Origin of the sequence: Citrobacter sp. Cpo045, from assembly GCF_030332875.1 — a bacterium.
Taxonomy (GTDB): Bacteria; Pseudomonadota; Gammaproteobacteria; order Enterobacterales; family Enterobacteriaceae; genus Citrobacter; species Citrobacter portucalensis.
In genome coordinates this window covers 803,347-828,033 of the sequence record NZ_JAOWGZ010000103.1, presented here as the reverse complement: position 1 = coordinate 828,033, position 24,687 = coordinate 803,347, and the positions used below count along the sequence as shown (strand labels likewise).

The following is a 24,687-nucleotide window of genomic DNA, read 5'->3' as shown; positions in this document are numbered from 1 at the left end:
TGTTAAACTCAACGCGATTTTATGAAATCCTGGGTTGAGGTATCTCTGAACACACCGGCACAGCTCTCTTTGCCACTTTATCTTCCTGACGACGAAACTTTCGCAAGTTTCTGGCCGGGGGATAACTCCTCTTTACTGGCTGCACTGCAAAACGTGCTGCGTCAGGAACATAGCGGGTATATTTATCTCTGGTCGCGTGAAGGCGCTGGCCGTAGTCATTTGCTGCATGCAGCCTGTGCGGAACTCTCCGCGCGCGGCGATGCGGTAGGCTACGTGCCGCTCGACAAACGCACCTGGTTCGTCCCCGAGGTGCTCGACGGGATGGAGCATTTATCGCTGGTTTGCATTGATAACATCGAATGTGTGGCCGGTGATTCGCTGTGGGAAATGGCGATCTTTGATCTCTACAACCGTATCCTGGAGTCGGGGAAAACGCGTTTGCTGATCACCGGCGATCGTCCGCCAAGACAGCTGAATCTGGGGTTGCCGGATCTCGCCTCACGCCTGGACTGGGGGCAAATCTACAAGCTACAACCGCTTTCCGATGAAGATAAGCTGCAGGCGTTGCAATTACGCGCCAGACTTCGTGGATTTGAACTGCCGGAAGATGTGGGACGTTTTCTGCTGAAACGTCTGGATCGTGAAATGCGAACGCTGTTTATGACGTTGGATCAGTTAGATCATGCGTCGATCACCGCCCAGCGTAAGCTGACCATTCCGTTCGTAAAAGAAATTCTGAAGCTGTAAGCGCCGCAGCCGAGAAGACTGCGGCAGGTTGCAGGTTAACCGACGATTTCCAGTACCTGCTCAGGCGGGCGTCCAATTCGAGCCTGACCTTTGGCAACCACAATCGGGCGCTCCATCAGTTTCGGGTTTTCCACCATTGCCTGAATCAGCGCATCTTCACTCAGATTTTTGTCCGCCAGGTTAAGCGATTTATAGAGATCCTCTTTCTGGCGCATCAGTTCACGCGCGCTGGACATACCGAGCATTTGCAGCAGTTCGCGCAGGGTCGCTGCGTCAGCCGGCGTTTCCAGATACAACACCACTTCCGGGTCCACGCCGTTGGACTTCAGTAATTCCAGCGTTTCACGGCTCTTGGAGCAGCGTGGGTTATGGTAGATTTTAATCGCGTCTGACATGACTTCTCCTTGCATAACAATACTGCCGGATGGCGGCCAAAAGACCTTATACGGCCTACATTTTGCGTCTGACGTAGGCCGATAAGACGCTACAGCGTCGCCATCCGGCAAGGGTTCGATAATTACATTTTCGTGTACGGTTTAAAGCGTTCTTGCAGCTGGCGTAGCTGGTCAATACGGGCATCGTATCTGGCCTGCTGCTGGCTACCCAGTTTCACCTGAGAGCTTGCGCTGCTGAGCATCGAAATCGCCTGATCCAGACGTCCGGCGAGGGCATACCCCTCCGCGCGCGCCGCCAGCTCCTGATCGCGGTTGCTCAGGTTAGCTTCCGTTTGCGCTAACAGATCCCAGCCGTTAGGGTCGTCTTTATGGTTAAACGTATAGCGATTCAGGATAGTTGCCGCCTCTTTGGCTTGTCCGCCCTGTAAATAGGCATTCGCCAGGTTGAGCTGCAACACCGGGTTGGTGCGCAGGTCGCGGGCGTTTTTCAGGCGGTTAATGGCATCACTGGTTTTCTTCTGGCCGAGATCGATATCCGTTGCCAGGTCGAGATACCAGGCATTGTTAGGATCTGCTGCCAGCAGCGGTTGCAGCGCTTTACGCGCCTCGTCATATTTGCTGGCTTCCATCGCCTGCAATGCCCGGCCATACTGCGCCGCACGTTGCTCACGTACGTTGCCTTTCGACCAGCTACTCAGCAGGTCATCGGTCAACTGGTTACGACCAGAGTTGTACATGCCTAAGGTTCGTGCCTTAGCCAGATAAAAATCTTCTGACGACTGGACGACCACCGGGCGCATCTGGTTGGCGCGGTTACGGGCATCAGACAGACGGCTTTCCGGCAGGGGGTGAGTCAGCAAAATTTCCGGCGGACGCGAAGAGTAACGAGCCTGGTCGAGCAGTTTTTCCAGGAACGTTGGCATGGCCTGGGGATCGAATCCCGAGCGTTGCAGCACCTGAATACCGATGCGGTCTGCTTCCTGTTCGTTTTGCTGCGTAAAGCTGATCATTCCCTGACGTGTACCCGCCAGCGTACCGGTCAGCGCCGCCATACCCGCCTGCGGGCTGGCCATTGCTAATAAAATTGAACCTAATGCGCCAACCCACGTTAGCGGTGCGCTGCGTTTCTGATCTTCCATGGCACGCGCCAGGTGACGCTGTGTAACGTGGGAAATTTCGTGCGCCATAACCGATGCCAGCTGGCTTTCGTTGTCGGAATAGCGGAATAGTGCGGAGTGCAGGACAACGTTGCCGCCAAAGAAAGCAAAGGCGTTGATTTCATCGTTGTTAATCAAAAAGAAGGTGAAGGGCGTTTTTACCGAGTCGGCGTGCGAGACCAGACGCATCCCCAGCGCATTAATGTATTGGGTGAGCAATGGATCGTTAATTAATGGCGCACTGCCGCGCAGTTGGCGTACGTAATAATCGCCCATCTGCATTTCCTGTCCTATGGAAAGCGTACTGCCTGCCGACGTTCCCATATCAGGCAGGGTGTCCGCAGTATCAGCAAATGCGGGCGAAACCTGACCGATAGTCAGTGCGGCAATGAGGGTAGCAACCAGGTTTTTTTTCAACTGCCTGAACATAACCTCTGTCCTGTATTCTTTTTTGAGATAGCCATTTGACCGATGCTGTGAAGTATCGTTCACACTCCGCAAGCTTACGGAGTGTAACTGCGAAACCTGGCGATGAACACCCAGGAAAAATGTCTTTTCACTTTGCGTAATCAGCCATAAAAAGCGAAGTCTTTTTTGTGACATTTCGATACAATTCGGGATCGCAATCCCGCTATTGGGTTCATGGAAGGGTTTTATGCTCGAAATGTTGATGCAATGGTATCGTCGCCGCTTTAGCGACCCCGAAGCCATCGCCCTGCTGATTATTCTTGTTGCCGGTTTTGGCATCCTGTTTTTCTTTAGCGGTCTTTTGGCGCCGCTGCTGGTCGCCATTGTGCTGGCGTACCTGCTTGAATGGCCGACAGTGCGGCTGGAACATATTGGGTGTTCACGGCGTTGGGCGACATCGATTGTGCTGGTGGTGTTTGTCGGTATTTTACTGCTGATGGCTTTTGTGGTGATGCCCGTTGCGTGGCAGCAGGGAATTTACCTGATCCGCGACATGCCCGGCATGCTCAATAAATTGTCTGATTTTGCCGCCACCTTGCCACGACGTTACCCGGCGCTGATGGATGCGGGCATCATTGATGCGATGGCGGAAAATATGCGCTCGCGAATGCTCACCATGGGCGATTCGGTGGTGAAATATTCGCTGGCCTCACTGGTCGGTTTGCTGACGCTGGCGGTTTACCTGGTTCTCGTCCCATTGATGGTGTTCTTTCTGATCAAAGATAAAGGACAGATGCTGAACGCCGTGCGCCGGGTGCTGCCGCGTAACCGCGGGCTGGCAGGGCAGGTATGGAAAGAGATGAATCAGCAAATCACCAACTATATCCGCGGGAAGGTGCTGGAAATGGTAGTGGTCGGCGTAGCGACCTGGCTCGGCTTCCTGCTGTTTGGTCTCAACTATTCGCTGCTGCTGGCTGTGCTGGTCGGGTTCTCGGTGCTGATCCCGTATATCGGCGCTTTTGTGGTGACGATTCCGGTGGTTGGCGTGGCGCTGTTCCAGTTCGGGCTTGGCACCGAGTTCTGGAGTTGTTTTGCTGTGTACCTGATAATCCAGGCACTGGACGGCAATTTGCTGGTTCCCGTGCTGTTCTCCGAGGCGGTCAATCTGCATCCACTGGTGATTATTCTCTCCGTGGTGATTTTCGGCGGTTTGTGGGGATTCTGGGGCGTATTCTTTGCGATTCCTCTGGCGACGTTAATCAAAGCGGTAATGCATGCCTGGCCGGATGGTCAGGTCGTTGACGAACCCTAATCTGCAAGATCCGGCGATATCATGTCGCCGGATCTGAACTTGTCTGACCTCTATCCACACTTTCTGAATAATCTCTTCTGCTGTCGTTTTTCTCCGCGTTTGTCTTTAACTTGACCATCGTGATGTCTTTTAGTCACACAAGGATTAAGGCCAACAGGAGAACAAAATGGGTCACAGCACACACACGCAGCAAAAGGTGGGATGGGGTGGTTATCTCGCTTTTTTTATTACGATTATTCTTTTTTCCGGCATGTTTGCGAAAAGTACCGAATGGTGGCGGGTCTTTGACTTCACTATCCTCAACGGTGCGTTTGGGCAGATTAATGCTGCGGGCGACACGGCAGTCTCTTTTCGTGGCACTGGGGGGATGGGGGCAAAAGACGGCTTCTTATTCGCGCTTGAGCTGGCGCCTTCCGTTATTCTTTCGCTCGGGATTATTTCTGTCACCGAAGGGCTGGGTGGGTTGCGCGCGGCACAACAGCTGATGACGCCGGTCCTGCGTCCGTTACTGGGCATTCCGGGTATTTGTTCGCTGGCGTTGATTGCGAATTTGCAAAATACCGATGCCGCGGCCGGGATGACCAAAGAAATGGCGGAAGAGGGCATTATCACAGAGCAGGAACGCGCTATTTTTGCCTGCTGGCAAACCAGCGGCAGCGCATGCATTACCAACTATTTTTCATCTGGCGCAGCGCTGTTTACGATGGTGACCGTTCCGGTGATTACGCCGCTGGCGGTGATCCTTGTCTTCAAATTTGTGGGCGCGAACCTGTTGCGTGTGTGGATCGCGCAGCTGGAAAATCGCCGTATGCAGCAGGAGGCGTGAGATGACAACGCAGGTACGTAAAAACGTCATGGATATGTTTATCGATGGCGCACGGCGCGGGTTTACCATTGCAACAACCAGTCTGTTGCCTAACGTGGTGATGGCGTTTGTGATTATTCAGGCGCTGAAGGTGACAGGGCTGCTCGAGGTTGTAGGGCGGGTATGCGAGCCGGTAATGGCGCTGTGGGGGCTACCGGGGGAATCTGCCACTGTGCTGCTGGCAGCGGTGATGAGTATGGGAGGCGGTGTCGGCGTGTGCGCCAGCCTGGTTGTCGCCGGTACGCTTTCGGGACATGATGCCACGGTGTTGTTACCGGCTATCTACCTGATGGGAAATCCGGTGCAAAATGTGGGCCGTTGTCTGGGGACCGCGGGGGTTCATCCTCGTTATTACCCGCTAATTATTGCGGTATGCGTCATTAATGCGCTGCTCTCTATTTGGGTTATGCAGGTTATTGCCTGACAAGGAAGGTTATGAACTGTTCAATTCTTGATTTGACGTTGTTCCAGCAGGGACACGTGTATGCGCCGGAAGATTTAGGGCGACAGGATATACTGGTCTCCGGCAGCAAAATTGTTGCCATCGCCCCGTCAATTTCTCCTGAAGACTTTCCCGGTTGCGAGTGTATCAATCTTGACGGCGCGATTGTATGCCCAGGATTTATCGATCAACACGTCCATCTTATTGGCGGCGGTGGGGAAGCGGGGCCGCATACCCGCACGCCGGAAGTGCGCTTGTCACGGCTGGTTGAAGCTGGTGTCACGTCGGTGGTGGGTTTGCTGGGGACCGATGGCATTACCCGTCACCCGGAATCGCTGCTGGCAAAAACCCGCGCGCTGGAGTTTGAAGGCATCAGCGCATGGATGCTGACCGGGGCGTATTCTCTGCCTTCCCCGACTATCACCGGCAGTATCGATCGCGATGTGGCGCTGATTGATAAAGTTATTGGTGTGAAATGTGCGGTTTCGGACCATCGTTCTTCAGCCCCGGATACCTCGGCGCTGGCAAATATGGCGGCGCAGTCGCGCGTCGGCGGGTTGTTGGGGCGCAAACCAGGGATCAGCGTTTTCCATATGGGCGACAGCCCGCGCATGCTGGAACCGTTGTACCAGATCCTCGACTGCTGCGATGTGCCGATTACTAAACTGTTGCCGACACACGTTAACCGTGCGGAACCGTTGTTCCAGGCGGCGCTGGAGTATGCCCGTAAAGGCGGTTATATCGACATTACCAGCAGCATTGATGAGCCCGTCGACCCGGCCACGGCTATCGCCACGGCGCTGAGCCAGAACGTGCCGCTGTCGCGCATTACCCTTAGTTCGGATGGCAACGGCAGCCAGCCGGAATTTGATGAGCTTGGCAATCTCACCGGCATCGGTGTCGCGGGGTTTGAATCACTGGCTGAGACGGTGCGCCAGTTGGTGAAGATTCATGCCATACCGCTGGAACAGGCGCTGTGTCCGCTGACGCGTACGGTCGCAGAATTTTTGGCACTGGAGCATAAAGGGCGTTTGGCGGTGGGATGCGATGCGGACATTCTGGTGCTCAACGACGCGCTGGAAGTTCATCACCTGTGGGCGAAGGGAAAAGCCGTAGTCAGGGAGCAGAAAGCGTGTGTGAAAGGGACGTTTGAGTAACCGGGCGGTCATCTGCCGGATGTCGACGCTAACGCGTCTTATCCGGCCTACGTGCGTGCATTTGTAGGCCGGATAAGGCGTTCACGCCGCCATCCGGCATTTCACGGTCAGGCGTTCTCTTTCAGCCAATTCATTACCACGTCGTGGTGGTTGCTGGTTTTGAAGTCATCAAACACATGCTCAATTTTCCCTTCGGCATCAATCAGGAAGCTGATGCGGTGGATGCCATCGTAGGTTTTGCCCATAAATGACTTCTCACCCCAGACGCCGAACTGCTCGCAAACCTGATGATCTTCATCGGACAGGAGCGTGAAATTCAGGACTTCTTTCTCCGCGAATCGGGAAAGCTTCTCTGGTTTGTCAGTGCTGATCCCCAGCACTTCAACACCCGCTTTTTTTAACTCATCCATGTTATCGCGCAGGCCGCAGGCCTGTACGGTACAGCCGGGTGTCATGGCTTTCGGGTAAAAATAAACCAGAACACGCTGTCCCTGGAAGTCGGTTAAATTTACTTGTTCTCCGTCTTGATCCGGCAAGCTAAATTTCGGTGCGATATCACCGGCTTTCAGTGGGTTCATTACTTAACTCCATCCTGTTCATCATGCTGTGAGTAATTGACGACGTTAATACTGCCTTGCGCATTGAGTTCTGTACAGAGTGCTTTAAACGCACCTTCAATATTTGCCGAATCATGTGACGCAGGACTATGTGCGGTAATTTGAATAAACAACTGCGCCGCCTTTCCATTCTCAGCCGGTTGCGTGCGTGAAACCAGTTCCGCAATATTCATTTGGTGGCTGTCAAACAGAGCGGTGAAGCGTTCAATCAAATGGGGAGAATCAGGGACATCGACCTGCACCCATACCGTAGCAGGCATTGCCGGACGGGGGCGCGCGGTCGTGCGCTTCATCACAATGAGTAAATCCAGCTCTGCGCCTTTTAAGGGCAGGGTTGATTCAATCAGGGTGATGGCATTCCAGGTTCCCGACAGCAACATGATAAACGTGAACTCATCACCCAGCATGGCCAGTCGGCTGTCTTCGATATTACAGCCGCAACTGCTGACATGACGCGTGATGGTGTTCACAATTCCTGGGCGATCGGCACCCAGCGCAGTAATGACCAGATAGTGTTGCGATGACGATGTCAAACCTGTTCTTCCTTTGAGCGGTGAGGTAATCATAAGGAAAGCATAAAAAAAACATGCATACAACAATCAGAACGGCTCTGGTCGCTTGCTTTTATTGTCGTACCAAACGTACCATTGAGACACTTGTTTGCACAGAGGATGGCCCATGTTCACGGGAAGTATTGTCGCGCTTGTTACGCCGATGGATGAGAAAGGTAAAGTCTGCCGGTCGAGCCTGAAAAAACTGATTGATTATCATGTCGCCAGCGGCACCTCGGCGATCGTTTCTGTTGGCACCACCGGTGAGTCCGCCACCCTGAGTCATGATGAACATGGCGATGTGGTGATGATGACGCTGGAACTGGCTGACGGGCGTATTCCGGTGATTGCCGGAACCGGCGCCAATGCGACCGCGGAAGCCATTAGTCTGACGCAGCGTTTCAACGACAGCGGTGTTGTCGGCTGCCTGACGGTGACGCCTTACTACAACCGCCCAACCCAGGAAGGTTTGTTCCAGCATTTCAAAGCCATCGCTGAGCATACTGACCTGCCGCAAATTCTGTATAATGTGCCGTCCCGTACTGGCTGCGATATGCTGCCGGAAACCGTTGGTCGTCTGGCGAAAGTTAAAAATATTATCGCTATTAAAGAGGCCACGGGGAACTTAAGTCGCGTTCACCAGATCAAAGAGCTGGTTTCGGACGACTTTATTCTGCTCAGCGGTGATGACGCGACCGGACTGGATTTTATGCAGCTCGGTGGTCATGGCGTGATTTCCGTAACGTCTAACGTTGCGGCACGTGATATGGCTGAAATGTGCAAACTGGCGGCAGCCGGGCAATTTGCCGAGGCGCGGGTGATTAACCAGCGTCTGATGCCGTTACACAACAAACTATTTGTCGAACCCAATCCTATCCCCGTGAAATGGGCGTGTAAGGAGTTGGGACTTGTGGCGACCGATACGCTACGTCTGCCGATGACGCCAATCACGGACAATGCTCGTGAAATCGTCAAAGCGGCGCTTAAGCATGCCGGTTTGCTGTAAAGTTTAGGGAGATTTGATGGCTTACTCAGTACAAAAGTCGCGCCTGGCCAAGGTTGCGGGTGTTTCGCTTGTTATGTTGCTCGCGGCCTGTAGCTCTGACTCGCGCTATAAGCGCCAGGTGAGCGGTGATGAATCCTATCTGGAGGCCGCACCGCTTGCTGAGCTTCATGCTCCAGCTGGGATGATTTTGCCGGTTATGTCGGGCGACTATAATATCCCGGTAACCAACGGCAGTGGTGCCGTGGGTAAAGCGCTGGATATTCGTCCACCGGCTCAGCCGTTAGCATTAGTCACCGGTGCTCGCACACAGATCGCGGGTGATACGTCGACATTACTGGTGGAAAACGGTCGTGGCAACACACTGTGGCCGCAGGTCGTTAGCGTCATTCAGTCTAAAAACTACACGATCACCAAACGTGATGATGCCAGCCAGACGTTGACCACCGACTGGGTTGACTGGAACCGTCTGGATGAAGACGAGCAGTACCGTGGACGTTATCAAATCTCGGTTAAACCGCAGGGCTATCAGCAAGCGGTAACGGTGAAACTGGTTAACCTCGAGCAGGCGGGTAAACCCGTAGCCGATGCGGCATCAATGCAGCGCTACAGCGCTGAGATGATGAACGTTATCTCTGCTGGTCTGGATAAAAACGCCACCGACGCCGCGAATGCCGCGCAGAACCGCTCTGCAGCCACCATGGATGTTCAGAGCGCCGCCGATGACACAGGTTTACCAATGCTGGTGGTACGTGGGCCGTTCAACGTGGTGTGGCAGCGTCTGCCGGCAGCGCTTGAGAAAGTGGGGATGAAGGTAACCGACAGCACCCGTTCTCAGGGCAGCATCGCGGTGACCTACAAACCACTGTCCGATAGCAACTGGCAGGAGTTGGGCGCAAGCGATCCGGGTCTGGTATCCGGCGACTATAAACTGCAGGTCGGTGATTTAGACAACCGCAGCAGCTTGCAGTTTATCGATCCGAAGGGGCATACCCTGACGCAAAGCCAGAACGACGCGCTGGTCGCCGTCTTCCAGGCAGCGTTCAGTAAGTAAAAATAAAGGGCTGGATAACTCCAGCCCTTTTTTTCTGATATGATACGCAAACGTGTGCGTCGGCAGAAAAACGCAATATTTATCGTTAATTCACACCCAGGAGTAATAAAGATGCAAAAGCAAGCTGAGTTGTATCGTGGTAAAGCGAAGACCGTATACAGCACGGAAAACCCGGACCTGTTGGTGCTCGAATTCCGCAATGATACGTCAGCAGGGGATGGCGCGCGCATTGAACAGTTTGACCGTAAAGGCATGGTGAACAACAAATTCAACCATTTCATTATGACTAAACTGCAAGAAGCGGGTATTCCTACCCAGATGGAGCGACTGCTTTCTGATACCGAATGTCTGGTGAAAAAACTGGAGATGGTACCGGTTGAATGTGTGGTACGTAACCGCGCGGCAGGCTCTCTGGTTAAGCGTTTAGGCGTTGAGGAAGGTATTGAGCTGAATCCGCCGCTGTTTGATCTGTTCCTGAAAAACGATGCTATGCACGATCCAATGATTAACGATTCCTATTGCGAAACTTTTGGTTGGGTGAGCAAAGAGAATCTGGCACGTATGAAAGAGCTGACCTACAAAGCTAACGACGTGCTGAAAAAGATGTTTGATGATGCTGGTCTGATTCTGGTCGACTTCAAACTTGAGTTTGGTTTGTATAAAGGTGAAGTGGTTCTGGGTGATGAATTCTCACCGGACGGTAGCCGCCTGTGGGACAAAGAAACGCTGGATAAAATGGACAAAGATCGCTTCCGCCAGAGTCTGGGCGGCCTGATCGAAGCCTATGAAGCCGTCGCGCATCGCCTGGGTGTGAAGTTAGACTAATCTTCCCCTGAGCCGGCGATCGCTCTCCGGCTCATTAACCCCACCTGATTTGATTACTATTTCTTATGGTAATCCTGTTCCGAACCGCCTACGATCATCATCATAATGAATAAAAAGTTGAGGTGATTATGCGCTGGCAAGGGCGTCGTGAAAGTGACAACGTGGAAGACAGACGAAACAGCTCTGGCGGCCCCTCTATGGGTGGGCCTGGTTTTCGTCTGCCCAGTGGTAAAGGAGGCATCATCCTGCTGATTGTGGTGCTGGTGGCGGGTTACTATGGCGTGGATCTCACCGGGCTAATGACTGGCCAGCCGGTCTCCCAACAGCAATCATCACGCTCCATCAGCCCAAACGATGATGAAGCGGCAAAATTTACCTCGGTGATTCTGGCTACAACAGAAGATACCTGGGGACAGCAGTTTGAAAAAATGGGTCGCACCTACCAACAGCCGAAGCTGGTGATGTACCGGGGCGCGACGCGTACCGGCTGCGGCGCGGGTCAGTCCGTGATGGGACCGTTTTATTGCCCGGCAGATGGTACGGTTTACATCGACCTTTCATTCTATGACGACATGAAAAACAAGCTGGGCGCTGATGGTGATTTTGCTCAGGGCTATGTTATCGCCCATGAAGTGGGTCATCACGTGCAGAAACTGCTGGGCATTGAACCTAAAGTTCGTCAGATGCAGCAGAATGCCTCACAGGCAGAAGTGAACCGTCTTTCCGTTCGAATGGAACTGCAGGCAGACTGCTTTGCCGGTGTCTGGGGCCACAGCATGCAGCAGCAGGGCGTACTGGAGTCTGGTGACCTGGAAGAGGCACTGAACGCCGCACAGGCCATTGGTGACGATCGTCTGCAACAGCAGGGACAAGGACGCGTAGTACCGGACAGCTTTACTCACGGAACCTCTGAACAGCGTTTTACCTGGTTCAAACGCGGTTTTGACAGCGGCGATCCGGGGCAATGTAATACTTTTGGTAAAGGTATTTAAGATACTGAGGCAGGGATGTCCGATAACACGGCGCTGAGCACGTTAACCGAACAAATGACCCACGAAGGGATCCGTCGTCTGCTGATTATCAGCGGCGAGGATAACTGGTGTCAGGAACAGGCATTAGCGCTACGTAGCACGTTACCCGGCGACTGGCTGTGGGTAGGGGAGCAAGCCCCTACCGAGCCGTGCTGTACGCCGCAGGCGCTAAAAACATTATTAGGGCGCGAGTTTCGTCATGCGGTTTTTGACGCCAGGCAAGGTTTTGACGCTGCGGCGTTTGCCGCCTTAAGCGGCACACTGCTTGCTGGCAGTTGGCTGGTTTTGCTGACCCCACCCTGGCATTCCTGGCACACGCATCCGGATGCGGATTCACTACGCTGGAGCGATTGTGCTGAACCTATCCCTACACCGCACTTTATTGAACACGTCAAACGGGTGATTTCCCGCGATAGACAGGCTCTGCACTGGCAACAGCATCAGCCGGTTGCCTGTCCGCATTTTCCTGGTCGCGCAGCCTGGCACGCGGCAACCGGCGAACCCCAGCCAGAACAGGCGATGATATTAAATCATTTGCTGGCTATGCCTCCCGGTGTGGTTGCGGTGACGGCCGCACGGGGTCGGGGCAAGTCCGCTCTGGCAGGGCAACTCATAGCGCGGATTAACGGCACTGCGATTGTGACAGCGCCTGCCAAAGCGGCAACCGATGTGCTGGCGCAATTTGCCGGAGAGCGTTACCGTTTTATGGCCCCGGATGCGCTGTTAAGCAGTTCTGCAATCGCAGACTGGCTAATTGTGGATGAAGCCGCCGCGATCCCCGCGCCGCTGCTGCACCAACTGGTGGCGCGTTTTCCTCGTACGCTGTTAACCACTACAGTACAAGGCTACGAGGGTACGGGGAGAGGCTTCTTGCTGAAATTCTGTGCTCGCTTCCCCAATCTTCAACGCTATGAGTTGCAGCAACCGGTACGCTGGGCGCAGGGATGTCCGCTGGAGCAAATCGTCAGCGATGCGCTGGTGTTTGATGATGAAACGTTCACGCATGCCCCATTGGGGGAGCTTCACTTCTCGGCATTTGAGCAACAGTCCTGGCATGCTAATCCGGCGCTGCCGTTAGCGGTATACCAGCTGCTTTCTGGAGCGCATTATCGCACCTCGCCATTGGACCTGCGGCGGATGATGGACGCGCCTGGTCAGCATTTTCTTCAGGCATCAACCGCTGACTCCGTAGCGGGAGCCGTCTGGTTGGTCGATGAAGGGGGACTATCCGCGGAATTAAGCCAGGCTGTCTGGGCCGGATATCGTCGACCGAGAGGGAATCTGGTTGCGCAGTCGCTGGCGGCGCACGGTGGTGACCCGTTGGCGGCGACGCTCGTCGGGAGACGGGTCAGTCGAATTGCGGTTCATCCTGCGCGCCAAAGAGAAGGTATTGGGCAACAGCTGATTATGCTGGCCTACCGCTATTCCACATCGTGTGACTATCTGTCGGTCAGTTTTGGGTATACGGCTGAACTATGGCGTTTCTGGCAACGTTGCGGTTTTGTGCTGGTGCGAATGGGAAATCATCGGGAAGCCAGCAGCGGCTGTTATACCGCCATGGCGTTACTTCCCATTAGCGAAGCGGGGAAACGCCTTGCCGAGCGGGAGCACCAGCATTTGCGCCGTGATGCGGAAATCCTTGCGCGATGGAACGGTGAGAGCATTCCGCTGGTCCCGCTGAAAGAGACTACGCTTAATGAGGATGACTGGGCTGAGCTGGCCGGGTTTGCCTTCGCGCATCGGCCATTATTGACGTCGCTAGGCTGTCTGAGTCGTCTGCTTGAGCACAGTGAGTTACCTCTTCCGGCCTTGCGCGGACGCATCCAGGCTAAACGTAGCGACGCCGAATTGTGCCAACAGCTCAAGATTTCTGGTCGTAAAGCGTTGCTGGTCATTCAGCGCGCCGAAGCGGCGCAGGCATTAAATCAGTTAGATGCAGAGCGTGAACAACGGCTACATAATCGCATTATGCAATGGCAATTTTTTCACTAACTTCTTCAATTTCCTGGCATGGTCATTGCGGTTAAGCGGCGTAGAATGATTCTCATCAGTTAAGGAGATCGCCATGAAACATGACCATTTTGTTGTTCAAAGTCCCGATAAACCCGCTCAACAGCTACTGCTGCTGTTTCATGGCGTCGGCGATAACCCGGTTGCTATGGGCGAAATTGGCACCTGGTTTGCGCCGCTGTTTCCGGATGCGCTAATCGTTAGCATTGGTGGAGCAGAGCCTTACGGGACGACGTCCGGACGTCAGTGGTTTTCGGTGCAGGGCGTAACAGAAGAGAATCGTCAGGCACGTGTTGACGCCATTATGCCGGTGTTTATCGAAACCGTGCGCTACTGGCAGAAGCAAAGCGGCGTTTCGCCGCAGGCAACCGCGCTGATTGGCTTTTCTCAGGGGGCGATTATGTCACTTGAGAGCATCAAAGCTGAGCCGGGGCTGGCATCGCGGGTCATCGCCTTCAATGGCCGCTATGCCACCTTGCCAGAGGCTGCAACCACCGCGACGACGGTGCATTTGATTCACGGTGGTGAAGACCGGGTAATTGAGTTATCTCATGCCGTTGCCGCGCAGGAAGCGTTAATTCGCGCCGGTGGGGATGTGACGCTGGATATCGTCGAAAATCTGGGGCACGCCATTGATGAACGCAGCATGCAGTTTGCGCTCGATCATCTGCGTTTTACCGTACCGAAGCACTACTTTGATGAAGCGCTGAGCGGCAGTAAGCCTCACGATGATGATGTGATTGCCATGATCTGATTGATCACCGTTGGCCGGATAAAACGCGAAGCGTTGCCATCCGGCACGTAATGCCCGGTGGCGCTAACGCTTACCGGGCCTACGGGACTTATCGGCCTACTAATTATTTCTTCGGTTGGTCCTTATTCGGCCAATCGTCGTCGTCATCCCATTTATCGTTAAAGTCACGATGTGGGGGAAGCTCCGGCTTGTTGGCAAGAAATTTCTTGTGATCGACGCGCTTGAGATCTTTAATCACGTTCAGCAGCACGCCTACCAGAAACACCAACACCAGAATCCACCAATATTTTGCCAGCCAGTCCATGCTCATTTCCTCTTACAGGAACACTCATCAGGCGACGAGTTGCTCCATGATACGTTGATACATACGGGCAAGCAGCTGCAGGTCGGCGGCATTAACACATTCATTAATTTTATGAATAGTGGCGTTGACCGGCCCAAGTTCTACTACCTGCGCCCCCATGCGGGCAATAAAACGCCCGTCGGACGTCCCGCCTGTAGTCAGTAACTGCGGTTTAATCTCATTATAGTGCTCAATGGCGTTCACCACTGCATCCACCAGTTTACCGCGTTCGGTCAGGAACGGCTGACCGGAAAGCCACCAGTCGACGGTATAACGCAGCTGATGTTTCTCCAGCAGCGCGTGAACCCGTGCTTTAATCATCTCATCGGTCAGCTCAGTGCTGAAACGGAAGTTGAACTGGATAAACAGTTCTCCAGGGATAACGTTGTTGCTGCCGGTTCCAGCCTGGATATTGGCAATCTGCATGCTGGTCGCCGGGAAGAATTCGTTACCCTGATCCCACTCGATCGCCACCAGTTCGTTGAGCATGGGGGCCGCGCGGTGTACCGGGTTATCGGCCAGATGCGGATAGGCTACGTGGCCCTGCACGCCGTGAATGGTCAGGTTGCAGGTCAGTGAACCACGACGTCCATTTTTCACCACGTCGCCAACGATTTCCGTGCTGGATGGCTCACCCACCAGGCAATAATCCAGTCGTTCATTACGCGCCATCAGCGCTTCAACCACCTTCACGGTGCCGTTTTTGGCGCTGGCTTCTTCGTCAGACGTTATCAAAAATGCCAGACGACCCTGATGGTTTGGATGCTGGGCGACAAAACGTTCTGCGGCCACGACCATCGCCGCCAGTGAACCCTTCATATCGGCAGCGCCACGCCCGAACAACATGCCATCGCGAATGGTCGGTTCGAACGGTGGATTGATCCAGCGATCGACATCGCCGGCAGGCACTACGTCGGTGTGACCGGCAAATGCCAGGGTCTCACCTTTACCGCGCCATGCCCAAAAATTCTGTGTGTCACCAAAGTCCATTCGCTCAACGGTAAAACCTACCGCACGCAGGCGTTCAATCATTAACGCCTGGCACCCGGCATCATCCGGGCTCAGGGAAGGACGGCGAATAAGCTGCTGTGTCAGCTCAATAACCGGGCACGACATAGACTACACCTCATTAAAAAACAGAGTATAACTGGATTCACTGAAACCAAGCAGCATAGGCTTACCCGGCGCGCAGAGCAATGGGCGTTTGATAATTGCTGGCATTTCAATCATCAACGCGGCGGCGGAAGCCGCATCGGTGATTTGACTGCGCGTGGATTCATCGAGTTTACGCCAGGTGGTTCCACGCATATTGAGCAGCGCCTCCCAACCTAATTCGCTGATAAAGGACTGTAATAGCGTGTTGTCCAGACCGTCGACGCGATAATCATGAAAGCGGTAGTCAATACCTTGAGCCTCCAACCAGCGTCTGGCTTTTTTAATCGTGTCGCAATTCTTAATGCCGTAAAGGGTGATCATTTGAATCCTTATTGACGTAATTTGAATATTTATTCTTATATTCTGTGGCAATGAATAATACATATTGTCATTCAATCGTTATAGAAAAATATAACATTGTTGAACAACAGTGAATAATGATTCCTGAAAGCTCCAAAAAATACCGTATAACTAAAAATCAGAATCTGCCTGTTTGCATCAGCCTGTTTTTCCATCAGAATTGCAAAAGTAGTAGATGATGTATGAATATTTCAAAATATTGCAGTAAGTCACATAAAATTTATGGGTATAGCGCATAGTGATCACATAAACCCCAAACACTGGAGGAATCAATCGCAACCATCGGTTAAATTGCCTTCTTTTAATGATGATGATTTCGTAGAATGCCCATAATAATAAGAGAGGTTGTTATGATTGAACGTGAACTGGGGAACTGGAAAGACTTTATCGAAGTGATGCTTCGTAAATAATTTTCTGGAAGAAATTCATATCCTGTAAAGGATAAAAAAAGGCGACTCAACGTAAGTCGCCTTTTTTGTGTCCGATTATTCTGGGCGTGGCTTCAATGGGAAGCGTCTGCGCACCAGCACAAAGAACAGGGGAACGAAGTAAATCGCCAGGATAGTGGCTGAAATCATCCCGCCCATTACGCCTGTCCCCACCGCATGTTGACCGCCAGAACCAGCACCACTGCTGATGGTCATCGGCAGCACCCCGAAGATAAACGCCAGTGACGTCATCAGAATTGGGCGTAAACGTTGGCGACAAGCATGGAGCGTGGCGTCGAGCAGATCGTGTCCTTTCTCGTTCATCTCATTGGCGAATTCAACAATCAATATTGCGTTCTTCGCCGATAGCCCGATCACGGTAAGCAACCCGACCTGGAAATAAACATCGTTTTCCAGGCCGCGCATCCAGGTCGCCAGTAGCGCGCCAATAACCCCCAACGGCACGACCAGCATGACGGAGAAGGGTACCGACCAGCTTTCGTACAGTGCCGCCAGACACAGGAACACGACCAGCAAAGAAATGGCGTACAGGGCAGGGGCCTGAGAGCCCGATAGCCGTTCCTGATAAGACATCGCAGTCCATTCGAGGCCAAACCCTGTCGGCAACTGGCGCACCAGCGATTCCATCACGTCCATTGCCGTACCGGTACTGACGCCGGGCGCAGCTTCGCCGACAATCTCGACTGCGGAGTAGCCGTTATAGCGTTCCAGACGTGGAGAACCCGTTTCCCAGCGTGAAGTCGCAAAGGCCGAGAAAGGCACCATGCCACCGTTGTTATTGCGGACGTACCACAGGTTAATGTCGTCCGGGAGCATGCGATATTTTGCTGCCGCCTGCACGTAAACCTTCTTCACGCGGCCCCGGTCCATAAAGTCATTGACGTAGCTGGAACCCCAGGCCGTTTGCAATGTGTCGTTGATGTCGTCGATGGAAACGCCCAGAGCCTGGGCTTTGCGCTGATCGATATCAATTTGCAACTGTGGGCTGTCGTCCAGACCGTTATGACGAACGCGGGTCAGGGATGTGTCTTTCCCGGCCAGCTCAATGAGTTTGTCGCGCGCGGCCATTAACGCATCATGGCCCGCACCGGCGTGATCCTGCAGCTCCATATCGAAACCGGCAGAGCTTCCGAGGCCGCTGATAGCCGGAGGGCTGCTGGCGAAGACGCGGGCTTCTTTAATCTTATTAAAGGCTTTGGTCGCACGTTCGATGATGGCGAAAGAGGTTCCGGTAGTGGTGTCGCGCTCATCCCAGTCTTTTAAGCGGACAAACATACGTGCCACGTTTTGACCGTTCCCGCCAGGGCCAGAACCGACCGTGGAAAAGACTGACATGATGTTGTCTTTCTCATGGGTGAAGTAATACTTCTCCACTTCCTCAACCACTTTCAACGTTTGTTGCTGCGTGGAACCGCTGGGCAGCTGTACCGAGGTGGTAAACATGCCGCGGTCTTCCAGCGGTAGGAAGGAGGTTGGGAGGCGCAGGAACAGGAAAACCATGCCACCGAGCAGCAGGCCGTAGATCAGTATCCAGCGCAGGCTGCGGTGCAGAATTCTGGCAACGCCTTTTTCGTAGCGCTCGGCGTTGCGATTAAACATCCGGTTAAACCAGCCGAAGAAACCGGTTTGTCCGTGATGCTCGCCCTTATGCAGCGGTTTGAGCAGGGTGGCGCACAGAGCGGGGGTCAGGATCATCGCCACCAGAACAGACAGCACCATGGCGGAGACGATAGTAATCGAGAACTGGCGGTAAATAGCCCCGGTAGTGCCGCCGAAGAAGGCCATCGGGATAAACACCGCTGACAGCACCATGGCGATACCGACCAGCGCACCCTGGATTTGCCCCATCGATTTCCGTGTCGCTTCCCGAGGTGAGAGTCCTTCCTCACTCATAATACGCTCGACGTTTTCCACTACCACAATGGCGTCATCGACCAGCAGGCCGATCGCCAGCACCATCGCAAACATCGTCAAGGTATTAACGCTATAGCCAAAGGCGTAAAGCACGGAGAAGGTACCCATCAGGACGACGGGAACGGCGATGGTGGGAATCAGCGTGGCGCGGAAGTTTTGCAGGAACAGGTACATCACGAGGAATACCAGTGCAATAGCTTCCAGCAGGGTTTTTACCACGTCGATGATTGAGGCTTTGACAAAGGAGGTGGTTTCATAAGCCACCTTATATTCCAGCCCATGCGGAAAATACTGTGACAGCTCGTTCAGACGGTTAATGACCAGCGTTGCTGTCGCCATTTCATTGGCGCCTGAAGCCAGCTTCACGCCCAGGCCGGAGGCAGGATTTCCATTAAAGCGGCTGAGGTAATCATACTTTTCAGCACCCATTTCGACCGTCGCCACATCGCCCAGTTTAACTTCTGAACCATCCTGGTTGACGCGTAGCGTAATGGCGCGGAATTCATCCGGAGTCTGCAGTAGCGACTGGGCGTTGATCGTCGCGTTCAGCGCCTGCTTGTCCACCGAAGGCGTACCGCCAAGTTGTCCGACGGCAATCTGCGCATTCTGTGACTCGATAGCGTCGGTCACATCTTTAGCGGTCATCTGGAAACTGTTCAGTTTGGCCGGGTCAAGCCAGATACGCATGGAGTACTGTGAGCCGTAAGCGTCAATATCTCCCACGCCGTTAATACGGCTGAGTGGATCCTGAATGTTACTGGCGACGTAGTCGGCGATGTCCTGCTTATCCATTGAGCCATCGGTGGAGACAAAGGCGATAGTCAGAATATTGGTGTCCCCGGTCTTACGCACCGTGACCCCCTGATCCTGTACCGCCTGCGGCAGTTTACGCATTGCCGATTGCAGCTGGTTTTGCACCTGCTGGACGGCCTCGTCAGGATCGGTTCCGGCAACGAAGCTCAACGTAACCGTCGCCTGACCTGTCCCGCTGCTCTGCGATGACATGTACATCAGGTTATCGAGACCGGTCATGTTCTGCTCGATAACCTGGGTGACGGTGTTTTCCAGAGTCTGAGCCGAAGCGCCAGGATAGTTGGCGGTGACCCGCACGTTTGGCGGTGCCAGATCGGGATATTGCTCAACGGGCAGTGAAAAAATAGCCAGGGCTCCTGTCAGGCACAACAGGATAGCTAACACCCAGGCAAAAATGGGGCGATCGATGAAAAAATTCGCCATTAAAAGAGGACCTCGTGTTTCTGCGTATCGTTATGGGTATGGCTTGCTTCACTTTAGCGGCAAGGTACGGGTCAAACGTGGAGAAAAAAAGAAGATAATGTAAATTATCATGCCCGTTTACAGCATACCTTTCGTGCCAACGCCGTCAGGCCTGGATCCAGACCCGACGGCGCTTTGCGGTTCTTTACGTTAGCTCACTGTCTGATTCAGCCGAACGGAAACTGATGCTCACTAACGTTCCCCCTCCGGAAGGTTGAGAGAAGGTCAACGTGCCGCTTAGTCTTTCCGCCCGCTCACGCATAATATTGAGTCCATAGTGCCCTGTAGGCTCATGCGGCTCGCCAATGCCGATGCCGTTATCGCGGATATAAACCGTGTGGTTGCCGTCCGGAGCCGTTACGCAGCTGACGGCAATTTCGCTCGCACTGGCATGCTTAATGGCGTTCAGCACCGCTTCGCGGATGATCTGCAACAGGTGCACCTGCATTTGCGCATCCAACGCCAGCGTGGGTAACCGACAGTCGAGTGTGAGTTTAGCTGAGGTTTGATTTTGCAGCGTTTCCAGCATTTCATGCAGGGCGGAGGGTAAGTCTGCCTGCTGTAAGGTCAGACGGAAGGTGGTGAGCAGTTCGCGTAGCTGACGGTAGGCATCGTTCAGCGCCTGGGAGAAATCCGCCATAATGCTTTGTGCCGGGGCGTTATCTTCCGGAATTGAACGCTTCAGCAACGTGAGCTGAATGCGTAAATAAGAGAGCACCTGCGCCAGCGAGTCGTGCAGCTCGCGTGCAATCGTCGCTCGCTCCTCCATTAACAACAGCTGCTGAAAATGTTTTTGCGCCTGGTTGAAGTACAACCCGCGTCCCAGCATCGAGGAGACGCTGTTGAGCAGCGGAGTAGAAGCATTGACGTTTGGACTTTGCCAGTGCAGTTCGCCGTAGACGGTTTCCTGCATGGTGACAGGCAGGATCTGCATCGGTAGCTCGAGGCTTTTAGTCCCTTCGCTAATCCGCCAGTTATCACCGACGGTGAGTTCAAGGAAATACGCGGCGTCATGTTCGCGGACGATCTGTAAAATATGGCGGAAGCAGTGCACGTCAATCTGGCTGGTATTTAACGCCTGCGAGCACTGATACAACACCTCCAGACGGCGATTGGCTTCGTGGAGATCGTGAGTTTTCTCGGCCACAGACGCTTCCAGCGAGCGATACAGTTTGTGTAATTCACTCGACATCTGGCTAAATGTTTTGCCCAGCAACCCCAGTTCATTAGGCAAACCGGTATCCAGCGGTGGGATATCAAATTGACCGTGTTCAATTTGCTGACTGGCCATCACCAGTTTATTCAGCGGACGCACCACCTGCTGGCGAATGCGCCGCAGGGTAAAGAAGACGAGGGTGAATATGCCGATCCCGCCCGCCAGCGAGATGCCAAATACCAGCATTACTTTACGTTCGGCATAATGCTGCAACGCCAGCACGAAGAGATCGATCTGATCGACGTAGTTGTTGATGTTGGCCTGGTACCATTTTAAATCGCCGTCGATCAGGCGGGCGTTCATTTCCAGCCAGTTAGCATGCAGACGTCCATAGCGGCTTTTTACCGCTTGTGGCACATACCACGCGTTCAGATTCTGTAATGCTGGCGAGTTTAGCGCCTGCTGGAAAAGCTGGCGGTGGGCATTAAGCTGCGGGCTCTGGCTTTGTAGATCGTAACCCAGACGGTAGCTTTGCATGCGCAATGAGCCAGCAACGTTGATGGCTTCGGCATCTCGCAAGCTGCTGGTCAGCGTGAGCAGCGCAATACCCGTTGAGAGAATCGACAGCATCACTATGTAGAAAAAAGCTTTAGCCAGACTGGCCGAGACCGGACGCTTTACCGTCACTTGTGCATCCTCACACAATACACGTCGCGCCTGAAAACAGCGTGAACGATGCGGTGTATTTGATAAATGTTAATAAAACGCCATGAAACTGGATGGTAACTGAAACACAATTTCATATGCGATGAAATAAATTGATCTGCCACAGGTTCTGGATAAATAGTTGTGCTTCCTGGGCAAATGAACATTGCCGCTTCCTTCCGTGTCGGTTAATAACACTCTTATAAAGAATAAGGTTTTTGCAACCAAAAAAGAAGGAAGCCATGAATCGTTTTATTATGGTCAATAGCCAGCAGTGCCTGGGATGCCATGCCTGTGAGGTCGCCTGCGTCATGGCTCACAATGGCGAACAGCATGTCCTGAACCAACGGCATTTTCAGCCCCGAATTACCGTCATTAAGCATCAGCAGCAGCGCAGCGCGGTGACCTGCCACCACTGCGAAGATGCACCCTGCGCCAGAAGCTGCCCAAACGGGGCAATTAGCCATGATAACGACAGCGTTCAGGTGAACCCGCAAAAGTGTATTGGCTGTAAATCGTGCGTTGTAGCCTGTCCTTTCGGCACGATGCAGATCGTACTCACTCCCGTCGCCAAAGGGAAGGTGAAAGCTACCGCGCACAAATGCGATCTGTGCCAGGGGCGTGAACAGGGGCCCGCCTGCGTAGAGAACTGTCCGGCGCAGGCGTTACAGCTGGTGACGGAAAATGCGCTTACCGGTCTGTCAAAAGCGCGCAGGCTGCGTACCGCAAGTCTGGAAAGCCAGCCATGGCATGCCAGCACTACCGATTTTGTTCCACATGTCATCACTAAACGTGAGCAAATGCAGGCGACGCCTGCGCGCGGGGAGCCGGATAAACTGGCGATTGAGGCCCGGAAAACCAGCTTTGAAGAGATCTATCTGCCGTTTCGTACGGCGCAGGCGGAGCGCGAAGCCTCTCGCTGCCTGAAATGCGGCGACCACAGTATTTGCGAATGGACCTGTCCACTGCATAACCACATTCCGCAGTGGATTGAACTGGTCAAAGCCGGGAATATCGACGCGGCGGTTGAGCTTTCTCACCAGACCAACTGCCTACCGGAGGTGACCGGACGCGTATGCCCGCAGGATCGACTCTGCGAAGGGGCATGTACGGTGCGTAGCGAGCATGGCGCAGTTACCATCGGTAATATTGAGCGTTACATCTCCGATCGGGCGCTGAGTAAAGGATGGCGACCGGACTTAAGCCATGTGCAGAAAGTGGACAAGCGTGTTGCCATCATCGGTGCGGGTCCGGCGGGTCTGGCCTGTGCGGATGTGCTGGCGCGCAGCGGCGTCAGCGCCACCGTTTACGATCGCCATCCTGAAATAGGCGGTTTGCTGACGTTCGGTATTCCGGCCTTCAAGCTGGACAAATCGCTGCTGGCGCGTCGCCGTGAAATCTTCAGCGCCATGGGCATTCATTTTGAACTTAACTGTGAAGTGGGTAAGGATGTCGCGCTTGAAAAGCTGCTGGAGGATTACGATGCCGTGTTCGTGGGCGTAGGAACCTATCGTTCCATGAAGGCGGACCTGCCAAATGAAGATGCGCCTGGCGTGTATGATGCGCTGCCGTTCCTGATCGCCAACACCAAGCAGGTGATGGGGCTGGAGGAACTGCCTGAAGAACCATTTATCGATACCGCCGGACTAAACGTGGTTGTGCTGGGCGGAGGCGATACGGCAATGGACTGTGTGCGAACCGCCCTGCGTCATGGCGCAAGCCAGGTAACCTGCGCCTATCGTCGTGATGAAGCCAACATGCCCGGCTCGAAAAAAGAGGTGAAGAACGCCCGGGAAGAGGGGGCAAATTTCGAGTTTAACGTTCAGCCGGTTGAGCTGGTGTTGCATGCCGATGGGCGAGTCAGCGGTGTGCGTTTCTTACGTACTCAACTTGGCGAACCTGATGCGCAGGGCCGTCGCCGCCCGGTTCCCATTGCCGGGAGTGAGTTTGTGATGCCCGCAGATGCGGTGATTATGGCGTTTGGTTTTCACCCACACGGCATGCCGTGGCTGGAGTCGCATGGCGTTAAGGTCGATAACTGGGGGCGCATTGCCGCCGATGTTGAAAGTGCATACCGTTATCAAACCAGTAACCCGAAAATCTTTGCCGGTGGTGACGCGGTACGCGGTGCAGACCTGGTGGTGACGGCTATGGCGGAAGGGCGGCATGCCGCCCAGGGGATCGTCGACTGGCTGGGCGTAAAATCAGTCAAATCTCATTAATCGGCGAGTAGGCCGGATAAAACGCGTTAGCGTTGCCATCCGGCAATGTGCCGCATGAATGCCTGATGGCGCTTTGCTTATCAGGCCTACATTGTTCCAAGACAAACCCGGTTTCACGGCGTAGTATTATTTCTCACTTCTTGCTGTGGAGCCGGTATGTCGCAAAAAATTACCCTCATCAAAGATAAAGTCCTTTCCGATAACTACTTCGTCCTGCGCAATATCACTTATGACCTGACCCGTAAGAATGGAGAGGTGATCCGTCACAAACGTGAGGTTTACGATCGTGGCAACGGCGCCACAATTCTGCTGTATAACCCGGAGAAGAAAACGGTGGTGCTCATCCGCCAGTTTCGCGTTGCGACATGGGTCAACGGTAACGAAGACGGTCAACTGATTGAAACCTGCGCCGGGCTGCTGGATAACGACGAACCGGAAGCATGTATTCGAAAAGAGGCGATTGAAGAGACCGGCTTTGAAGTGGGTGAAGTACGTAAACTGTTTGAGCTATACATGTCGCCGGGCGGTGTGACGGAAATAATCCACTTCTTCATCGCGCAATACCGTGACAGTCAGCGGACAAACGCGGGTGGCGGCGTGGAAGATGAAGATATTGAAGTTCTGGAACTGCCGTTCACACAGGCGCTGGAAATGATCAAAACGGGTGAGATCCGTGACGGTAAAACGGTGCTATTGCTGAACTATTTGCAGTCATCGCATCTCATGGACTAATGCGCGGGATTTATATTTCTTTACAAATTTACGGCCAATCCGACGATT

Annotated in this window: 23 protein-coding genes; 14 read left to right on the top strand and 9 right to left on the bottom strand. The window is 53.7% G+C overall.

Annotated features, from left to right (window positions below; genetic code table 11):
• Positions 1 to 45 precede the first annotated feature (45 nt).
• Positions 46 to 747: a DnaA inactivator Hda gene (locus tag OGY13_RS19965; protein WP_211924219.1), complete on the top strand. Its 702-nt coding sequence runs from the start codon at positions 46 to 48 to the stop codon at positions 745 to 747.
• Positions 748 to 782: 35 nt separating this feature from the next.
• Here OGY13_RS19965 and arsC read toward each other — a convergent pair whose 3' ends face one another.
• Entirely contained in the window at positions 783 to 1,142 is a 360-nt protein-coding gene (gene arsC, locus OGY13_RS19960) for an arsenate reductase (glutaredoxin) (protein WP_003037937.1), read from the bottom strand.
• 122 nt (positions 1,143 to 1,264) lie between these two features.
• Positions 1,265 to 2,728 carry a beta-barrel assembly-enhancing protease gene (bepA, locus tag OGY13_RS19955; protein ID WP_213752116.1) on the bottom strand — a complete coding sequence of 488 codons (1,464 nt, stop codon included), beginning with the start codon at positions 2,726 to 2,728 and terminating at the stop codon, positions 1,265 to 1,267.
• A gap of 226 nt (positions 2,729 to 2,954) precedes the next feature.
• Between bepA and OGY13_RS19950 the strand changes: the two genes are divergently transcribed.
• The 4 genes from OGY13_RS19950 to iadA all read left to right on the top strand — a co-directional run bounded on the left by OGY13_RS19950 (position 2,955) and on the right by iadA (position 6,483).
• Positions 2,955 to 4,019, top strand: coding sequence for an AI-2E family transporter (locus OGY13_RS19950; protein WP_003037941.1), 1,065 nt, complete (start codon positions 2,955 to 2,957; stop codon positions 4,017 to 4,019).
• A gap of 166 nt (positions 4,020 to 4,185) precedes the next feature.
• A complete protein-coding gene (locus OGY13_RS19945; protein WP_186413109.1) occupies positions 4,186 to 4,845 on the top strand; it encodes a nucleoside recognition domain-containing protein in 660 nt (219 codons plus the stop codon).
• A 1-nt stretch (position 4,846) separates the two neighbouring features.
• Complete coding sequence (locus OGY13_RS19940) at positions 4,847 to 5,308, top strand: YjiG family protein (protein ID WP_003835099.1); 462 nt, start codon at positions 4,847 to 4,849, stop codon at positions 5,306 to 5,308.
• Between the two features lie 11 nt (positions 5,309 to 5,319).
• Positions 5,320 to 6,483 (top strand): beta-aspartyl-peptidase, encoded by a 1,164-nt coding sequence (iadA, locus tag OGY13_RS19935; RefSeq protein ID WP_213752115.1) that lies wholly within the window; start codon positions 5,320 to 5,322, stop codon positions 6,481 to 6,483.
• A gap of 107 nt (positions 6,484 to 6,590) precedes the next feature.
• Here iadA and bcp read toward each other — a convergent pair whose 3' ends face one another.
• Both bcp and OGY13_RS19925 read right to left on the bottom strand, forming a co-directional pair.
• Positions 6,591 to 7,061: a thioredoxin-dependent thiol peroxidase gene (gene bcp, locus OGY13_RS19930; RefSeq protein WP_003835095.1), complete on the bottom strand. Its 471-nt coding sequence runs from the start codon at positions 7,059 to 7,061 to the stop codon at positions 6,591 to 6,593.
• Positions 7,061 to 7,633, bottom strand: coding sequence for a glycine cleavage system transcriptional repressor (locus OGY13_RS19925; RefSeq protein WP_213752114.1), 573 nt, complete (start codon positions 7,631 to 7,633; stop codon positions 7,061 to 7,063). Before OGY13_RS19925 ends, bcp begins: the two co-directional genes overlap by 1 nt.
• Before the next feature lie 145 nt (positions 7,634 to 7,778).
• On the opposite strand from OGY13_RS19925, the gene dapA reads away from it, so the two are divergent.
• The 6 genes from dapA to ypfH all read left to right on the top strand — a co-directional run bounded on the left by dapA (position 7,779) and on the right by ypfH (position 14,328).
• Complete coding sequence (dapA, locus tag OGY13_RS19920; protein WP_003037957.1) at positions 7,779 to 8,657, top strand: 4-hydroxy-tetrahydrodipicolinate synthase; 879 nt, start codon at positions 7,779 to 7,781, stop codon at positions 8,655 to 8,657.
• A 16-nt stretch (positions 8,658 to 8,673) separates the two neighbouring features.
• Entirely contained in the window at positions 8,674 to 9,708 is a 1,035-nt protein-coding gene (bamC, locus tag OGY13_RS19915; protein ID WP_003835088.1) for an outer membrane protein assembly factor BamC, read from the top strand.
• 111 nt (positions 9,709 to 9,819) lie between these two features.
• Positions 9,820 to 10,533, top strand: coding sequence for a phosphoribosylaminoimidazolesuccinocarboxamide synthase (gene purC, locus OGY13_RS19910; protein WP_003835086.1), 714 nt, complete (start codon positions 9,820 to 9,822; stop codon positions 10,531 to 10,533).
• A gap of 128 nt (positions 10,534 to 10,661) precedes the next feature.
• Positions 10,662 to 11,525, top strand: a complete 864-nt coding sequence (gene ypfJ, locus OGY13_RS19905; protein ID WP_032944186.1) for a KPN_02809 family neutral zinc metallopeptidase — start codon at positions 10,662 to 10,664, stop codon at positions 11,523 to 11,525.
• A gap of 15 nt (positions 11,526 to 11,540) precedes the next feature.
• The gene (locus OGY13_RS19900) at positions 11,541 to 13,556 is read left to right on the top strand and encodes a tRNA(Met) cytidine acetyltransferase TmcA (protein WP_213752113.1); all 2,016 of its coding nucleotides are present in this window, start codon (positions 11,541 to 11,543) and stop codon (positions 13,554 to 13,556) included.
• Positions 13,557 to 13,629: 73 nt separating this feature from the next.
• Entirely contained in the window at positions 13,630 to 14,328 is a 699-nt protein-coding gene (gene ypfH, locus OGY13_RS19895) for an esterase (protein ID WP_213752112.1), read from the top strand.
• A 103-nt stretch (positions 14,329 to 14,431) separates the two neighbouring features.
• Here ypfH and OGY13_RS19890 read toward each other — a convergent pair whose 3' ends face one another.
• Genes OGY13_RS19890 through OGY13_RS19880 form a run of 3 tightly spaced genes read right to left on the bottom strand, consistent with a single transcriptional unit; the run spans position 14,432 to position 16,147 of the window.
• The gene (locus OGY13_RS19890) at positions 14,432 to 14,632 is read right to left on the bottom strand and encodes a YpfN family protein (protein ID WP_003835080.1); all 201 of its coding nucleotides are present in this window, start codon (positions 14,630 to 14,632) and stop codon (positions 14,432 to 14,434) included.
• Positions 14,633 to 14,659: 27 nt separating this feature from the next.
• Positions 14,660 to 15,787, bottom strand: a complete 1,128-nt coding sequence (gene dapE, locus OGY13_RS19885; RefSeq protein WP_003037976.1) for a succinyl-diaminopimelate desuccinylase — start codon at positions 15,785 to 15,787, stop codon at positions 14,660 to 14,662.
• 3 nt (positions 15,788 to 15,790) lie between these two features.
• On the bottom strand, positions 15,791 to 16,147 hold the full coding sequence (locus OGY13_RS19880; RefSeq protein ID WP_128611175.1) for an ArsC family reductase: 357 nt from the start codon (positions 16,145 to 16,147) through the stop codon (positions 15,791 to 15,793).
• A gap of 389 nt (positions 16,148 to 16,536) precedes the next feature.
• Here OGY13_RS19880 and ypfM point away from each other — a divergent pair, with 389 nt between their 5' ends.
• The gene (gene ypfM / locus OGY13_RS19875) at positions 16,537 to 16,596 is read left to right on the top strand and encodes a protein YpfM (RefSeq protein ID WP_001386977.1); all 60 of its coding nucleotides are present in this window, start codon (positions 16,537 to 16,539) and stop codon (positions 16,594 to 16,596) included.
• Between the two features lie 75 nt (positions 16,597 to 16,671).
• On the opposite strand, the gene acrD is transcribed toward ypfM, so the two are convergent.
• A complete protein-coding gene (acrD, locus tag OGY13_RS19870) occupies positions 16,672 to 19,785 on the bottom strand; it encodes a multidrug efflux RND transporter permease AcrD (protein ID WP_079935150.1) in 3,114 nt (1,037 codons plus the stop codon).
• A 184-nt stretch (positions 19,786 to 19,969) separates the two neighbouring features.
• Positions 19,970 to 21,667: a nitrate/nitrite two-component system sensor histidine kinase NarQ gene (gene narQ / locus OGY13_RS19865; protein WP_020996701.1), complete on the bottom strand. Its 1,698-nt coding sequence runs from the start codon at positions 21,665 to 21,667 to the stop codon at positions 19,970 to 19,972.
• Positions 21,668 to 21,927: 260 nt separating this feature from the next.
• Here narQ and aegA point away from each other — a divergent pair, with 260 nt between their 5' ends.
• Together aegA and nudK are read left to right on the top strand one after the other, a co-directional pair.
• Positions 21,928 to 23,907, top strand: coding sequence for a formate-dependent uric acid utilization protein AegA (aegA, locus tag OGY13_RS19860; protein ID WP_213752111.1), 1,980 nt, complete (start codon positions 21,928 to 21,930; stop codon positions 23,905 to 23,907).
• 156 nt (positions 23,908 to 24,063) lie between these two features.
• Complete coding sequence (nudK, locus tag OGY13_RS19855) at positions 24,064 to 24,639, top strand: GDP-mannose pyrophosphatase NudK (RefSeq protein WP_008785426.1); 576 nt, start codon at positions 24,064 to 24,066, stop codon at positions 24,637 to 24,639.
• Positions 24,640 to 24,687 lie beyond the last annotated feature (48 nt).

What these genes read in the sequence shown, in the direction of transcription:
- iadA (WP_213752115.1), top strand. Translation starts at nt 5,320, where the DNA reads ATGAACTGTTCAATTCTTGATTTGACGTTGTTCCAGCAGGGACACGTG.
- OGY13_RS19890 (WP_003835080.1), bottom strand. Translation starts at nt 14,632, where the DNA reads ATGGACTGGCTGGCAAAATATTGGTGGATTCTGGTGTTGGTGTTTCTG.
- ypfJ (WP_032944186.1), top strand. Translation starts at nt 10,662, where the DNA reads ATGCGCTGGCAAGGGCGTCGTGAAAGTGACAACGTGGAAGACAGACGA.
- OGY13_RS19940 (WP_003835099.1), top strand. Translation starts at nt 4,847, where the DNA reads ATGACAACGCAGGTACGTAAAAACGTCATGGATATGTTTATCGATGGC.
- OGY13_RS19945 (WP_186413109.1), top strand. Translation starts at nt 4,186, where the DNA reads ATGGGTCACAGCACACACACGCAGCAAAAGGTGGGATGGGGTGGTTAT.
- arsC (WP_003037937.1), bottom strand. Translation starts at nt 1,142, where the DNA reads ATGTCAGACGCGATTAAAATCTACCATAACCCACGCTGCTCCAAGAGC.
- OGY13_RS19900 (WP_213752113.1), top strand. Translation starts at nt 11,541, where the DNA reads ATGTCCGATAACACGGCGCTGAGCACGTTAACCGAACAAATGACCCAC.
- aegA (WP_213752111.1), top strand. Translation starts at nt 21,928, where the DNA reads ATGAATCGTTTTATTATGGTCAATAGCCAGCAGTGCCTGGGATGCCAT.
- acrD (WP_079935150.1), bottom strand. Translation starts at nt 19,785, where the DNA reads ATGGCGAATTTTTTCATCGATCGCCCCATTTTTGCCTGGGTGTTAGCT.
- ypfH (WP_213752112.1), top strand. Translation starts at nt 13,630, where the DNA reads ATGAAACATGACCATTTTGTTGTTCAAAGTCCCGATAAACCCGCTCAA.
- dapA (WP_003037957.1), top strand. Translation starts at nt 7,779, where the DNA reads ATGTTCACGGGAAGTATTGTCGCGCTTGTTACGCCGATGGATGAGAAA.
- bamC (WP_003835088.1), top strand. Translation starts at nt 8,674, where the DNA reads ATGGCTTACTCAGTACAAAAGTCGCGCCTGGCCAAGGTTGCGGGTGTT.
- nudK (WP_008785426.1), top strand. Translation starts at nt 24,064, where the DNA reads ATGTCGCAAAAAATTACCCTCATCAAAGATAAAGTCCTTTCCGATAAC.
- OGY13_RS19880 (WP_128611175.1), bottom strand. Translation starts at nt 16,147, where the DNA reads ATGATCACCCTTTACGGCATTAAGAATTGCGACACGATTAAAAAAGCC.
- dapE (WP_003037976.1), bottom strand. Translation starts at nt 15,787, where the DNA reads ATGTCGTGCCCGGTTATTGAGCTGACACAGCAGCTTATTCGCCGTCCT.
- bcp (WP_003835095.1), bottom strand. Translation starts at nt 7,061, where the DNA reads ATGAACCCACTGAAAGCCGGTGATATCGCACCGAAATTTAGCTTGCCG.
- OGY13_RS19950 (WP_003037941.1), top strand. Translation starts at nt 2,955, where the DNA reads ATGCTCGAAATGTTGATGCAATGGTATCGTCGCCGCTTTAGCGACCCC.
- bepA (WP_213752116.1), bottom strand. Translation starts at nt 2,728, where the DNA reads ATGTTCAGGCAGTTGAAAAAAAACCTGGTTGCTACCCTCATTGCCGCA.
- purC (WP_003835086.1), top strand. Translation starts at nt 9,820, where the DNA reads ATGCAAAAGCAAGCTGAGTTGTATCGTGGTAAAGCGAAGACCGTATAC.